Origin of the sequence: Ruegeria sp. HKCCSP351, from assembly GCF_017872535.1 — a bacterium.
Taxonomy (GTDB): Bacteria; Pseudomonadota; Alphaproteobacteria; order Rhodobacterales; family Rhodobacteraceae; genus Ruegeria.
In genome coordinates this window covers 624083-637285 of sequence record NZ_JAEDOV010000002.1, presented here as the reverse complement: position 1 = coordinate 637285, position 13203 = coordinate 624083, and the positions used below count along the sequence as shown (strand labels likewise).

The 13203-nt window shown below is 54.8% G+C and carries 10 protein-coding genes; 7 read left to right on the top strand and 3 right to left on the bottom strand.

Annotation, left to right across the window (positions count from 1 at the left end; translation table 11 throughout):
• Positions 1 to 489 precede the first annotated feature (489 nt).
• A complete protein-coding gene (locus I9182_RS07060) occupies positions 490 to 669 on the top strand; it encodes a hypothetical protein (RefSeq protein WP_245222518.1) in 180 nt (59 codons plus the stop codon).
• Positions 670 to 1382: 713 nt separating this feature from the next.
• Here the strand turns inward: I9182_RS07060 and I9182_RS07055 are convergent.
• Both I9182_RS07055 and I9182_RS07050 read right to left on the bottom strand, forming a co-directional pair.
• The gene (locus I9182_RS07055; protein WP_209597540.1) at positions 1383 to 2492 is read right to left on the bottom strand and encodes a ParB N-terminal domain-containing protein; all 1110 of its coding nucleotides are present in this window, start codon (positions 2490 to 2492) and stop codon (positions 1383 to 1385) included.
• Complete coding sequence (locus I9182_RS07050) at positions 2489 to 3796, bottom strand: AAA family ATPase (protein ID WP_209597538.1); 1308 nt, start codon at positions 3794 to 3796, stop codon at positions 2489 to 2491. The genes I9182_RS07055 and I9182_RS07050 overlap by 4 nt, the downstream gene beginning before the upstream one ends.
• Positions 3797 to 4265: 469 nt before the next feature.
• Between I9182_RS07050 and I9182_RS07045 the strand changes: the two genes are divergently transcribed.
• The 6 genes from I9182_RS07045 to I9182_RS07020 all read left to right on the top strand — a co-directional run bounded on the left by I9182_RS07045 (position 4266) and on the right by I9182_RS07020 (position 12020).
• Positions 4266 to 4949: a DnaA N-terminal domain-containing protein gene (locus I9182_RS07045; protein WP_209597535.1), complete on the top strand. Its 684-nt coding sequence runs from the start codon at positions 4266 to 4268 to the stop codon at positions 4947 to 4949.
• 121 nt (positions 4950 to 5070) lie between these two features.
• Positions 5071 to 6210, top strand: a complete 1140-nt coding sequence (locus I9182_RS07040; protein ID WP_209597533.1) for an aminotransferase class I/II-fold pyridoxal phosphate-dependent enzyme — start codon at positions 5071 to 5073, stop codon at positions 6208 to 6210.
• A 444-nt stretch (positions 6211 to 6654) separates the two neighbouring features.
• The gene (locus I9182_RS07035; protein ID WP_209507492.1) at positions 6655 to 8283 is read left to right on the top strand and encodes a peptide ABC transporter substrate-binding protein; all 1629 of its coding nucleotides are present in this window, start codon (positions 6655 to 6657) and stop codon (positions 8281 to 8283) included.
• 66 nt (positions 8284 to 8349) lie between these two features.
• Positions 8350 to 9273 (top strand): oligopeptide ABC transporter permease OppB, encoded by a 924-nt coding sequence (gene oppB, locus I9182_RS07030; RefSeq protein ID WP_209507493.1) that lies wholly within the window; start codon positions 8350 to 8352, stop codon positions 9271 to 9273.
• Between the two features lie 10 nt (positions 9274 to 9283).
• Positions 9284 to 10213 carry an ABC transporter permease subunit gene (locus I9182_RS07025; protein WP_209507494.1) on the top strand — a complete coding sequence of 310 codons (930 nt, stop codon included), beginning with the start codon at positions 9284 to 9286 and terminating at the stop codon, positions 10211 to 10213.
• A 1-nt stretch (position 10214) separates the two neighbouring features.
• Positions 10215 to 12020, top strand: coding sequence for an ABC transporter ATP-binding protein (locus tag I9182_RS07020; protein ID WP_209597531.1), 1806 nt, complete (start codon positions 10215 to 10217; stop codon positions 12018 to 12020).
• A gap of 92 nt (positions 12021 to 12112) precedes the next feature.
• On the opposite strand, the gene I9182_RS07015 is transcribed toward I9182_RS07020, so the two are convergent.
• Positions 12113 to 13174, bottom strand: coding sequence for a YeeE/YedE family protein (locus tag I9182_RS07015; RefSeq protein ID WP_209597529.1), 1062 nt, complete (start codon positions 13172 to 13174; stop codon positions 12113 to 12115).
• Between the last annotated feature and the right edge of the window lie 29 nt (positions 13175 to 13203).

Sequence of the window (13203 nt, the reverse complement as noted above, 5' to 3'; positions counted from 1 at the left end):
CAGAGCCTCCGTTACGAAATCGCCTCAGCATTCCGAAAAACTCTGAAGACGGACAGGGTTTCACAGCGCATTTATTCTTCACCTTTGCGGGTAAGTTTGCCTCAGTCCTAATCTCACTGTTGCGGTATTTCATAGTCGCGATAACAGGTTACGCGCTGAATGGCGGGATACTGATCGCCGCAGAGTCGACCGGGAAGATTTCAGCTGAACCCGCCCTCGTTTTGGCTGTTGCTCTTGCAGCTATATTGTCCTTCATTCTAAGTCGAAATTGGGCATTTTAGTCGAGTTCTGCTGCATTTTTTTGAAGGTTGCGTAAATGTGGCAGGCCTGTCAAAGAAAAGGTTTACAAACCCCCTGCCCGCTTTACACGCATTATTTGCAGTTTTTGCTTGTTACTTTTGCTGCACCATAGATTCCTCATTTAACCCGATAAGTATCCCTTATCATGTATGATTGATTTCGCCGGAAGATGCGCACAGAATGTGCCTCATGAAACCCCTTGCGCCTTACCTCCCCTGCCCCTCCCCTGCCCTCTCCGCAGAAGATCAGGAGGCGCTCACCGATCTTTATGTGCGCGGCACGCCAGCCAATACGCTGCGCGCTTATGAGCGCGACCTGCTCTATGTCAGCGCGGGGAAAGTCGTGCTGTTTGGTGCAACGCTGGACTAGAGAGTTGCAGCTTCTGGATATGTTCGCAAACTCGGCCCCATTCAGAGTCGTCAAAGTGGGTCTGAACGATTTGTACCTGAAGATTTACCGGATGCGGCGTTCGATACATTGGTGATCCTGTTTGATCATGTTGTTCATAAACTTGGACTTGTTCGTTGTAATTTGGCTAAGCAACCAATCCGTCTCAGTGTCTTGTTCACTGCCTCATTATCTGCCGCGTTTGCTTTGCTCTTGCCCACAACCTTGTCCAAAACTTCGTTTGAAGAAGGTGTCTTGGCAATGAAACCGGTTGCTGCTGAGCGCCTCCCGCGCTCAGACTGCTAAAGTCAAGGCGTCTTCTAATCCGGGTGGTCTCCGATCGAGATACATCCATTTTCCAAAAACATATGTTCGTACACGCGCCAGGAACTTAGTGAACGCGCTTCTTCGTTTCTGCTCTTGCTGCGATAATAAGTGGGTATTTCACAACACGCATATTGAAAGATGCGTGGTCCTTCTGCACGAGGTATTCGGCTATGATCTCTTTCAAATCCCGATGCAACTTGCGCAACGCAGATAGCGACACGCAGCGTAGAATACTGCATCCTTGGAGACATGACCGACTTTCAGAGCGAACCAAGCTGAAACACTCCAAAGAACTGTGCGCAGGAACCAAACGCTGGTTCCTGGACATTTCTCAAACCAGGCAAAAATCCGCAACACACCACTGGATCTTACCCATGGGTAAGATCATCTTCTTCGGGAAGCGCATCGATCAGAGCGGCAATTGCTGCTTCCAGCTTACTGCGATCAACGCGGGTAAAATCCAGATCATACCGCACCTCGATCCTCCCACTAGAGGCAGCGCATTTCGCGATCCCTGCCCTGCCCGAAACTTGAAATGTCGTTTTTGCACGGCGCGGTTTACCTGTGCTGACTGCATCCGACTTTCTTGAAGACGTGGTTTCCGGCTCACCCAAGAATGACCTGAGAATTGCAACCTCACGCGCGCCATCCCGATCAGGCTCGCTCTTCAGTGTCTCGCTTACCTGCCGAACCAGACCTGGCGTGGCGTCAAATTTTCGCTTCAGCTCAACGCCCACGTTTCGTGGAATGTCGTTCGGGTGGATCAGAACTTTGTCCAGCATCAGCAGCAAACTGGCGAAAGACCGGATATAGCTACGCTTTGTATAGCTGGCAGACTTAAACAGCGTGGAGACCGCTTTGTCGACATCCGGACAGTCATTTGCTGGGTCCTCGGAATATGCCCGGGCAAGGGCGCCCATTTCCGCAAATGAGATATCCTTTCGGATCAGGTTCTCGTCGACCATACGCCGGTAACTGTTGTCCAGATCACCCGCATCAGATATCCCCGCTGGAATTCTGGCATAGGTCTCGTCACCGGTCTCATCGTACAAGGCACGATAGGCGGACAAGCGGCGCATACCCTGGATCAATTCATACAGCCCGTCTGACCTGCGCTCTAGGCGGATCGGGTTGGACAAACCGATGTCCCGGATCGAATCCTTGAGTTCATCCAGTTCCGGATCAGGACCCGGTTTGCGGTCTCGTGTCAGTTTTTCCGTGACAACGTCTTTAAGCAGCACCCGTTCTGTCACCAGACCTTCAGCTCTCAGCCGCACCAGTTCATGGGCAAGACGATCGTTTTCTGCGCGGATGGATTGTTCCGTCGATTGCTGATCACGCAAAGCGTCGGCATTTTCCGAAATTGCTGCGGCCATTGGACCGCGCCGTTTTTCAAAAACCTTATCCGGCACCTTTCCAACAGGAATGTCATCCATAGCCGGTATGTCGATATCGAACATTCTTCGCTTGCGGCTCATGCGTCATCCTCCACCTTGTCCCAGGCCGATAACATTACGCCCCGGAATTCCTCATACACATTGTCGAAAGTCGAGCGGGCGCGCCGCCAGGTTTCGCGGGTCATCTCACGGTAATCCATTTCGTAAACCGAACTCAGGAATCGTCCCGACTGCTCCACCGCACGGGTCATTTCCACCGGGTGCTGGGCGACATGCTCGCCAAATACCTTCTTAAAGGCATCAAACATCGCCAGATGCAGCGCATTGCCCGGTTCATACCGCGTCAACAGGAACCGCAACTCACAGAAGGTTTTGGGCAACCCAATCTTACCCGTGGGTAAGGTTTTGTCGAACCCATAGGCCAGATCTTCCAACGCTTCGGCCAACTGGCCGATGAACGACGTGGTCGAGTCATATTCCCAATATCCGGGCCCAGAAGGGATATAAAGCATGTCAGCGGCAAAGACCGCGTTCATGGACTGGTATCCGATTGCGGGCGGGCAATCGAACAGGATGAGGTCATAGGCGTCATCCGGAATCTGATCTAGATACCGGGACACAGCCGCAAAGAAGGACCATTCGGGATTCAGGTGCCTGTACTGGGCCGACGCAAATTCAACAAAGGCTGCGTTCGCACAGGAAGGTATCGCATCGATCGTCGACCACGAGGTCTTCTTGATGAAATCACCAATTCGCAGGTCACCTAAGCCCATGTCCGTTATCGCGGGCGGCAATTCCCGACGGGGCAGGGCGGTTCCTGATTCCGCAGCAGCGGGGCGGTTGTTCATGCGCTCTGTCTCACGAATGAGATCGCGCGCCATTATCCCCCAAACCGTATAGTCCTCGGTCACGTCTGTCAGGCCCATCGAATGGCTTAGTGTTGCCTGAGGGTCGAAATCCACCACGAGGACCCTGTATCCATCCAGGGCAGCCGCATGGGCAAGATGCAGGGCCACGGTCGACTTTCCCGCGCCACCCTTGAAGTTTGCGACAGCCGCTCGAATAGCACGCTTGCTTTCTGGGCGAGGGGGCATCAGGGACTTGCGATTAATTTTGAGCCGTCGCCGCAGCTCATTCACCTCCTCTAGGCTGAACCAGCGCTGACGCCCGTCGGGCTCAACCTCGCCGCCGGGCAGGGATGGGTCGGCTGCAAGCTTTCCGCGAAAGGTCGACTGGTTAACTCGGAAGATCAGTTCGGACACTTCCCAGCTTGAAAACCGGCGGAGCGTTTTCTCCATCTCAGGGCTAAAGGTCTGCTGGCGAATCCACCCCTGCAATTTGAGGGACTGATTGCGCAGTGCGTTCAGGTCTTCGTGCGTGTACATGCCTCGGGTCTCGTATTTTGGAACGTAAATTTCTGCTCGTTTCTTTTTTACGCTTGATTTGCGCTTTTAGCAAAACAAATTATGATGAGACTACGATCTTACCCATGGGTAAGAAAACAAGGCCTGAAAACACCCTTAGCGATTCGTCGGGCCCAGTCGGTGCAAAAAGTTTAGGACAGCCTTATCAGGCGAGTATTTAGGGGGACGGATCGAGGCAAATAACCATATATAGGGGGACACAACGATCCAATAAGGGGTCATTCAGAATGTCCCCCATCACCATTACTTCACCAAATTTCTTTTCCTTATTTGGGTTTGATCTGCGCAAGATCGCACGACGTTCCAGTCTTTGCTTGACAGAATCGAAGCTTTGGACGCTAATTATCTCAAGATGACGAAAAGCGTTGGCAAACGGCGCAGGATCGGTGGGATACACCCGCCAGAGGCAGACAGAGCGGTGAGAACGGGTATGCAGCTTGCGAAACCGGTCGGGCGAAATGCGCCGGCTTTGAAATATGATATACTGTCTGCACTGACCGTTCATGCGCTGTCAGGCGACAAGCACCGGCAACGAAGCATTCTGCGTATCATTGCGTTGATTACGACCCGCTATAACTGGCGCAACAACGAATTATCCATTGGGCGGGAAGAAATTGCGCGCCTGTGGACAGTAAACGAAAGAACCGTAAAGCGCGAAATGGCCAGATTTCGCACATTAGGTTGGGTAACAGTAAAACGGCCTGCTGCGCGGGGTCGTGTTGCCGTTTACGAGATCGATCTGAAGCAAATCCTGATTGACACCGAAGAGGTCTGGCCTGTTATAGGATCGGACTTTCAAGCCCGGATGTCTGACGTGCCAGAACCCGAAACGAATGTCATACCTTTCGCGAACAAACCAAATGCCCCGGAAAGTACCGAAGGGGATGTCTGGTCCCAGGTTCAGGCGATTCTTCACGGGCACGACCCGGAGCTGTGGGCAAGCTGGTTTCAACATCTGTCCGAAGCTGAAAGGGCAGGGGGGCGTGTTGTTCTTGTCGCGCCGTCACGATTCATGGCCGATTATATTTCGCAAAAGTGGTCGGCGCGACTGTTGGCTGCCTACAGCCGTATTGATCCGGGCATCAGGACGGTTCGCGTGGACGCTGCGGAATAACTGTCTTCGCTGTGTAACCAGTGGGATCTCCTCGTTCAATTGACCGGGGAAACAGATACGAGTACCCAACCGAAGCCGGTACGCCGGTATTGACCAGCCCGGCCCACGTAAAGGACGCATCATGGTATCCGAGAATTTTCTTCCCTTTAAGGTCGAACAATTCTTGTCTGACATGGAACATGGCGTGGTTTACAATTTTTCGGAAAGTGGCGTGCACCCCATGTCGTTGAAGGGGTTGGTGGATCTGGCCGAAATCGATCTGGATCAACTACTGGCGACCATGATCGACTATCCGCAAGTCAACGGAAAGCAATCCTTGCGCGAAACCATTGCCGGGTTTTATCCGGGCGCGTCGTCCGATGGAGTCATGGTTACGGTCGGAGCAACGGAAGCCAATACGCTGGTAGCCAATACCGTACTGGGGGCCGGGGAAAACGTTGTGTGTTTTCGCCCGACATACGAGCAGATTTCGGGAAATGCCGTCAATCGTGGGAACGAGGTGCGTTGGGTCAATCTGGTTGAGGCCAACGGTTGGGGCATCGATGCCGAAGCGCTGGACCGTGCTGTCGATGACAAGACGCGTATCATTCATGTGGTCAATCCCAACAACCCGACGGGCCGGGTGTTGAGCGACATCGATCGAGCGCACATCATAGCGGCCGCCAATCGTGTTGGTGCCTGGATCGTCGTCGATGAGGTCTATGCCGGGACCGAGCGGGAAGGGGACATTGAAACACCGTCATTCTGGGGCAGCACAGATCGGGTGCTGGTGGTGAACTCCATGTCAAAGGCCTATGGCTCGCCGGGCTTACGGCTGGGTTGGCTGGTTGGTCCAGAAGACATCATTCAAGAATGCTGGCGGCGGCATGAATACGCGTCGATCGCGGCGTCGATGCTGTCAATGGAACTGGCGGATAAGGCACTTGCCGAACCGGCACGGTCCAAGCTGAAAGCCCGTGCGCGGCGTCTGATACGCACCGGGTTCGATGTGCTGACACAGGAATTGGCGCGACACCAAGGTGTGTTTTCTGTTGTACCGCCTCAGGCCTCAGCCATGTCTTTTGTCCGGTTCAACCTTCCCATCGCATCGGAAGAACTGGGTTTGCGTCTGTTGCGCGAGAAAGATGTGCTGGTCATTCCCGGCTCACGGTTCGGGGTCGAAAACCACTTTCGGTTCAGCTCCGCCCTGCCGGAAGACCACTTGCGAGAGGGGCTGGCAAGGCTCAACGATCTGACCGGTGATATTCTAAACCACACGTGACGGTTAACGGATCGCAGGATCGTTAAAACGGCGCCGCTGATTCGCGCCGTTTTGGCTTGTCTGAGACCGGAATGAGTCGCCAATCGGGCATGGAGGATGGTTCGGAATCCGCGTGGCTTCACAAAAATGTCACGAAGACTGGTCCAATCCTTAGATAATTGCCGGCACCAAGTCGTTGGAGATATTTCTGCTTATGGTTGCTTGAAAATTCATCAAGGCTTTATCCCCAAGCCAAAAGATGTCACGCTTCGCGGCAGTGAAAGACAACTTTCGCAACTTCTTTACCGATAGAAACCAAGAAAGCTGCGACGCAGTGTTCTTTGCGACTTGGCAAAATCAAAATCGAAATGAACGAAGTCTCAGCGGGCGTCGGTCTAATCCGGCTGCTGTGTGCGTTCCCGATCAAGTGGGGCCGCGCGGCGACGAACATATGGGAGAGAAAACATGAACAGATTCATTCGAAACTCAGTGGCGGGGCTTTTATCTTCGACCATGATCACTGGTGCTGCATTTGCTGCAGGCACGCATCCTGAAACCGGCGAAGCGCTGGCAGACGACCAAACCTTTACCTACCGCATTCTGGATGAGCACAGCTCGGTCGATCCGCAGGTTGTCGAAGACGTTTCCGGTGCTGAAATTGTACGTGACCTGTTTGAAGGGCTGATGAACCAGGATGAGGATGGCAATCTGGTTCCGGGCGTCGCCACAGGCTACACCGTCGATGACAGCAAGAAAGTCTATACCTTCACACTTCGCGACAATGCTAAATGGTCGAATGGCGACCCGGTAACCGCCGGAGATTTCGTTTTCGCATGGAAACGCGCGGTTGATCCGGCGCTGTCCTCTCCTTACGCGTGGTTCATGGAGCTGATGTCGATCGAAAACGCATCAGCGATCATCGCAGGCGAAAAGCCGGTTGATGATCTGGGTGTCAAAGCCATCGATGACACGACCCTGGAAGTCACGCTGAGCGCGCCGCTGCCGTATTTCCCGCAGATGACAACGCATTCGACGACCTTCCCGGCACCTCAGAAGGTGATCGCGGAATTTGGCGATGAATGGACCAAGCCCGGAAACATCGTGTCGAATGGCGCGTATGTTCTGACCGAGCACCTGCCGCAGGAACGTTCGGTACGTGAGCGCAACGAGATGTACTGGGACAATGACAACACCATCATCGACAAGGTTGTGGCACTGGTCATCAATGACGAAAACGTAGCCCTGACCCGCTATCTGGCCGGTGAACTGGACCGGACCGAAGTTCCCGCCGGTCAATTCCCGCGTCTGCAGGAAGAGCATCCTGATGAGGCCATCAGCTTCCCGCGCCTGTGCAACTACTACTACACGTTTAACGTGTCTGACAGCGGCCCTGAAGAATTCAAGGATCCCAAAGTTCGCCAGGCCCTGTCGCTAGCCGTTGACCGGGACATCATCACCAAGAACATCAAGGCCGGTGGCGAGCCGCCCGCATATACATTCGTTCCAGAAGCAACCGCAGGCTTTACGGTTCCGGTCGTGGAAATGGCATCGATGAGCCAGGCAGAGCGCGACGAGCTGGCCAAGGAACTGCTGGCCGAGGCCGGCTTTGGCGCGGATAATCCTTTGACCTTCTCGATGGTCTACAACACTTCGGAAGCCCACAAGAAAGTTGCCGTCGCGCTGAGCCAGATGTGGAAGCAAAAACTGGGCGCCAATGTTGAACTGGCCAACATGGAATGGAAAGTCTTTCTGGAAGAGCGGGGCAACCAGAACTTTGATCTGGCCCGCGGCGCGTGGTGCGGCGACTATAACGAAGCCTCGACCTTCCTTGACCTGTTGCAGTCGGATTCGGGCTACAACGACGGCAAGTATAACAATGCCCGCGTGGACGAGTTGCTGGCCGAAGCCAAAACTTCGGACGATCCGGCACCGCTGTACACCGAGGTCGAGCGTATTATCGCTCAGGAAACCCCCGTTATTCCGATCTACCACTATGCCGGTGTCTACATGATGGACAGCGATGTCGGAAACTGGCCGGTCAAAAACGTAGAGCAAAACTGGTACTCCAAGAACCTCTACAAAATCGCCGAGTAATCATCTTCTGACCATGACCTGCCCCGAAGTTTTCTTCGGGGCAGCGCCATCTATTGGGGGCATTGAATGCTTGCCTATGTCATTCGGCGGGTGCTGACCGCCATACCGACGATCCTGCTGCTGATCGTCGCCTGTTTCTTTTTGATGCACTATGCGCCCGGTGGGCCCTTTACCTCGGAACGGACATTGCCGCCGCAAGTTCTGGCCAATATCGAGGCGCGGTACGGTTTGGACCAGCCGTTGTGGAAGCAACTCTGGGACTATCTGTACAATATCGTTGTGCATTTCGACTTTGGCCCGTCCTTCAAGTTCAAGGACCGCGATGTGAACGACATCATCGCGCAGGGCTTTCCGATCTCACTGACCTATGGGTCTTTGTCCTTTCTGGTCGCCACAGTGGTGGGCATCGGACTGGGGATTGCCGCCGCAATCCGGCACAACAGCTGGATCGACTACTTTGCGGTTGGGCTGGGGATTGCAGCGCAGGCGCTGCCCAACTTCATCATGGGTCCGATCCTGATCCTGACCTTCACCCTGTGGCTGGGATGGTTGCCCGGCGGCGGGTGGAATGGTGGTCAGTGGCCCTATCTGATCATGCCGGTTATCGCCCTTGCGACATCTTACATGGGGTCGATTGCGCGGATCACCCGGTCTTCAATGCTGGAGGTTCTGAATTCGAACTTCATCAGAACCGCCCGTGCCAAGGGCCTGCCGACTAGAACCGTGATCTGGCGCCATGCGATGAAGCCGACATTGCTGCCGGTCGTATCTTATCTGGGGCCGGTGTTTGTCTATGTGCTGACCGGGTCCGTCTTTGTTGACATCTATTTCTCGACCGGTGGTCTGGGGCAGGCATATGTCGGCTCGGCCTTGTCACGCGACTATGCCGTGCTGCTTGGGGTAACGATCCTCTATGGCGTTCTGACCGTTCTGGTAAACCTGCTGACCGATCTGGCCTATGCCTGGTTCGATCCGAAGATCCGCTATTGAGGGGCTGGATATGCTAGGAAAATCACAAAAAGCCGCGCATCTGGCCGAAGAAATCACCGATTATACAGCCGTTCAGGGACGTTCTCTCTGGCAGGATGCGCGTATGCGCTTTGTACGAAACAAAGCGGCAATGGCCAGTGTGTTCATTCTGCTGCTTATCGTGTTGTTCACGATCATAGGCCCGTATTTTGCCGTCTGGAGCAATGAAGAGATCGACTGGAATGTCATGGGCGATGTCCGGGGTATGGGAATGCCGTCGATGGAAACGGGTCACTATTTCGGTGTCGATGATCTTGGGCGCGATTTGTACAGCCGCGTCATTCAGGCAACCACGACGTCCTTGCTTGTTGGGTTGATCGGGGCGGCGACCGCTCTGATCGTTGGAACGTGTTATGGCATTACTGCCGGGTACTTTGGGGGGCGGACGGATGGTGCGATGATGCGTTTCGTCGACATCCTTCTGGCTATCCCGACAACTCTGATCATCATCCTTCTGCTGGTTGTTGCCGGGCGATCCTTCTTCACGCTTTTCATCGCACTGGGCGCGGTTGGATGGCTGACCATGTCACGCATTGTGCGCGGGCAGACGCTTGCCCTGAAGAACCGCGAATTCATCGAGGCTGCTCGCGCCGCAGGCGTCAGTGAATTCACGATCATGTATCGCCATATTTTGCCCAATCTGCTGGGTGTCGTGATCGTCTATGCGTCGCTTCTGGTGCCCGAGATGATCCTGACCGAAAGCTTCATCTCATTCCTGGGACTGGGGATCTCCGAACCTTACACGTCGCTGGGAAGGCTGATCGCAGAAGGGGCGGGAACCATGGGCTATGGAACGCTGTGGCAATTGATGTTCCCACTGACATTCTATGTCGCCATTATCATCACGATGTTCTTCATCGGCGATGGTCTGCGTGACGCTTTGGACCCGAAGGACCGCTGATATGAGTCTGTTTTCCGTAAAGAACCTGAGCGTCCGGTTTGACACCCCCGATGGTGTCGTCGAGGCGGTCAAAGACATCAGTTTTGATATCAATCCGGGCGAATGCCTTGGCATCGTCGGTGAAAGTGGATCCGGCAAAAGTCAGACCTTCATGGCCGCAATGGGTTTGCTGCCCCCTGCCGGACATGCCAGCGGGTCAGCCAAGCTGAACGGTCAGGAGATTTTGAACCTGCCGGTGAACAAGCTGAACAAGATCCGCGGCGATGATGTCGGCATGATCTTTCAGGATCCTCTGACCGCTTTGACGCCACATCTGAAGATTGGGCAGCAGATGCGCGAAGTGCTGCAGGTCCACGAGGGCCTGAAGGGGTCAGCCGCGCGCGCACGCTGTCTGGAGTGGTTGGACAGGGTGCGCATTCCCGAAGCGGGCCGCCGTCTGGACCAGTACCCGCACGAATTATCCGGCGGAATGCGACAGCGTGTTATGATTGCGATGTCGATGCTGTGCAGTCCCAAACTGCTTATTGCGGACGAGCCGACGACGGCGCTGGATGTCACTGTTCAGGCAGACATCCTCGATCTGATGGTTCACCTGCAAAAGGATGAGGGAACCGCGATTGCACTGATCACGCATGACATGGGCGTTGTTGCGCGCATGTGCGACCGGGTTCAGGTCATGCGCATGGGTCAATTCGTCGAAGCCGGCGAAACACGCGCGCTGTTCCGAAATCCGCAACACGAATACACGCGGGCCTTGCTGGAGGCGATGCCCCGGATTGATGCCGGCGACGCGCCGCGTGCTTTGGAAAAGGCCGAAGAACCCCTTCTCAAGGTCGATGACGTCAAAGTTCATTTCCCCATTCATGTCTCTGGCGGGTTGTTCGGGCGCAAGGTTCCGCTGAAAGCTGTCGATGGTGTCAGCTTTGATATTCGCAAGGGCGAAACTCTGGGTGTCGTGGGCGAATCCGGTTGCGGAAAATCGACACTGGCGCGCGCGGTTTTGCAACTGATCGAACCCAGCGCGGGGGGTGTCAGCTGGTTAGGCCATCCGATCGTCGGCTTGAAGCGATCCGAGCTGAACAAGTACCGCAAGGACCTGCAGATCGTGTTCCAAGACCCGTTGGCCAGTCTTGATCCACGCATGACGATTTCAGCGTCGATTGCTGAGCCGCTGAAAACCTACCGCCCCGATCTGACGGACCGGGAACGCAAGCAGATGGTCGCCGCGATGATGGAACGGGTTGGTCTGCAGGCCAACATGATCAACCGTTACCCGCACGAGCTGTCCGGAGGGCAGAACCAGCGCGTCGGCATTGCGCGGGCGATGATCAACAAGCCCAGGCTGATTATCTGCGACGAGGCGGTTTCAGCGCTCGACGTTTCCATTCAGGCGCAGATTGTCGAGCTGCTAAAGGAACTTCAGCAGGAATTTGGCCTGTCGATGATTTTCATCAGCCATGACTTGTCCGTGGTGCGCGCGGTATCGAACCGGATCATGGTTCTGTATCTCGGGCGAATTGTGGAAATGGGTGATGGTGAGGTGATCTGCTCGGAACCGATCCATCCCTATACCAAATCACTGATCTCGGCCGTGCCGATACCAGACCCGGATGTAGAGCGGACGCGGCAGCGCCTCAAACTGCCGGGTGAGCTGCCATCGCCGTTGGATCCCAAAGCCGCGTTGCGTTTTTTGCCCAGCCGACTGGTTAACGGTCACAGTGATTATGTTCCAAAGCTGCAGGAAGTCGCACCAGACCATTTTGTAGCGGAACACGACACACTGGATTCCATCATGGCCAATGGCTGAGAGAAAGGTCTGCTGCAGGTTTTCGGTGCTTGAAGCATGCGCCGAAAACCTGCGCAGGGACTGTACGAAAAAACCGTAGCGTGTGGTGGGGCTTAACGCTCGGGAATGAAAGACAATCCTGACACAAGCTGTCGCAGGCCAAGAGCTGCTCCGGCAAAGATCGCCGCAAAGGTTATAGGCGCGCTATAGGCCAGCAGAGAAAAAGCGGAGATGCCTTGCCCGACGCTGCATCCAACCGCAATTATTGCTCCGGGTCCCATTATTGCCGCTCCCAGCATCTGCCGCTTAAGCTCACGTGGATCTTCGCAGGCTTCCCAGCGGAAATGACCTTTTGACCATGATCCGAGGAAAGCCCCAATCAGAACCCCTGAAACCGAACCGACCGCAAACGAGAGCGTGTTGCCTGAGGCGGTCATGAGATAGAACACGGTATCACCCAAAGGCGCGGCAAACGTGTGTGTTTGCAAGGTCTCACCGTCAAACCCGTGTGTGGCTACCCAATTGGTGCCAAGCCAGCCTGAAACGACTGCCAATCCGACCGCCGCACCCCAAAAAACCTGCGCAGGTGATTTACGAAAACGGTCATTTGTCAGGGCAAACACTACTATGGCAGAGCCGACAAGCGTTCCTGTAACCCATGCCGGTATCGACGTCAGCCGTTCGGCTAGGTAGCTGACGCTTTGTGGGTTACCGAGATCCATGGCTTCGGGAAAAAGCCAGATCCTGACATAGGCCAGAGGACCGGACATGACCACATATGCGGAAAGGCCCACGATCAGGACAATAACGAATGACCGAAGATCGCCGCCGCCAAGGCGTGCAAGCGCGCCATAGCCGCAGTTTCCGCTGATGGCCATGCCATATCCGAACATCAATCCGCCAATAACCGATCCGATCGGATTCCATGTCTGCGCAATATAGGTCGTGCCGAGCGGGTCAATCCCACCCAACGCCATTCCCAAATGGCTGCCGACAATCGCAACACCAATCGCAACGGCCCACATACGCAGGCGCCGGTCGTCATTTGCATAAAGATAATCTTCTATTGCACCCAAGGTGCAGAACCGCCCGATGCGCGCAGCAAGACCAAGTACAATGCCGCCGATCAGACCGATCAGCGCAACTGTATTGGCGTCTCCCAGAAGTTCGAACATGGCCAGTCTCCTCCCAAAGCTGGCGGTGT

Excerpts from the sequence above, each read along its gene's own strand:
- I9182_RS07060 (WP_245222518.1), top strand. The coding sequence starts at position 490 with ATGAAACCCCTTGCGCCTTACCTCCCCTGCCCCTCCCCTGCCCTCTCC.
- I9182_RS07055 (WP_209597540.1), bottom strand. The coding sequence starts at position 2,492 with ATGAGCCGCAAGCGAAGAATGTTCGATATCGACATACCGGCTATGGAT.
- I9182_RS07050 (WP_209597538.1), bottom strand. The coding sequence starts at position 3,796 with ATGTACACGCACGAAGACCTGAACGCACTGCGCAATCAGTCCCTCAAA.
- I9182_RS07045 (WP_209597535.1), top strand. The coding sequence starts at position 4,266 with ATGCAGCTTGCGAAACCGGTCGGGCGAAATGCGCCGGCTTTGAAATAT.
- I9182_RS07040 (WP_209597533.1), top strand. The coding sequence starts at position 5,071 with ATGGTATCCGAGAATTTTCTTCCCTTTAAGGTCGAACAATTCTTGTCT.
- I9182_RS07035 (WP_209507492.1), top strand. The coding sequence starts at position 6,655 with ATGAACAGATTCATTCGAAACTCAGTGGCGGGGCTTTTATCTTCGACC.
- oppB (WP_209507493.1), top strand. The coding sequence starts at position 8,350 with ATGCTTGCCTATGTCATTCGGCGGGTGCTGACCGCCATACCGACGATC.
- I9182_RS07025 (WP_209507494.1), top strand. The coding sequence starts at position 9,284 with ATGCTAGGAAAATCACAAAAAGCCGCGCATCTGGCCGAAGAAATCACC.
- I9182_RS07020 (WP_209597531.1), top strand. The coding sequence starts at position 10,215 with ATGAGTCTGTTTTCCGTAAAGAACCTGAGCGTCCGGTTTGACACCCCC.
- I9182_RS07015 (WP_209597529.1), bottom strand. The coding sequence starts at position 13,174 with ATGTTCGAACTTCTGGGAGACGCCAATACAGTTGCGCTGATCGGTCTG.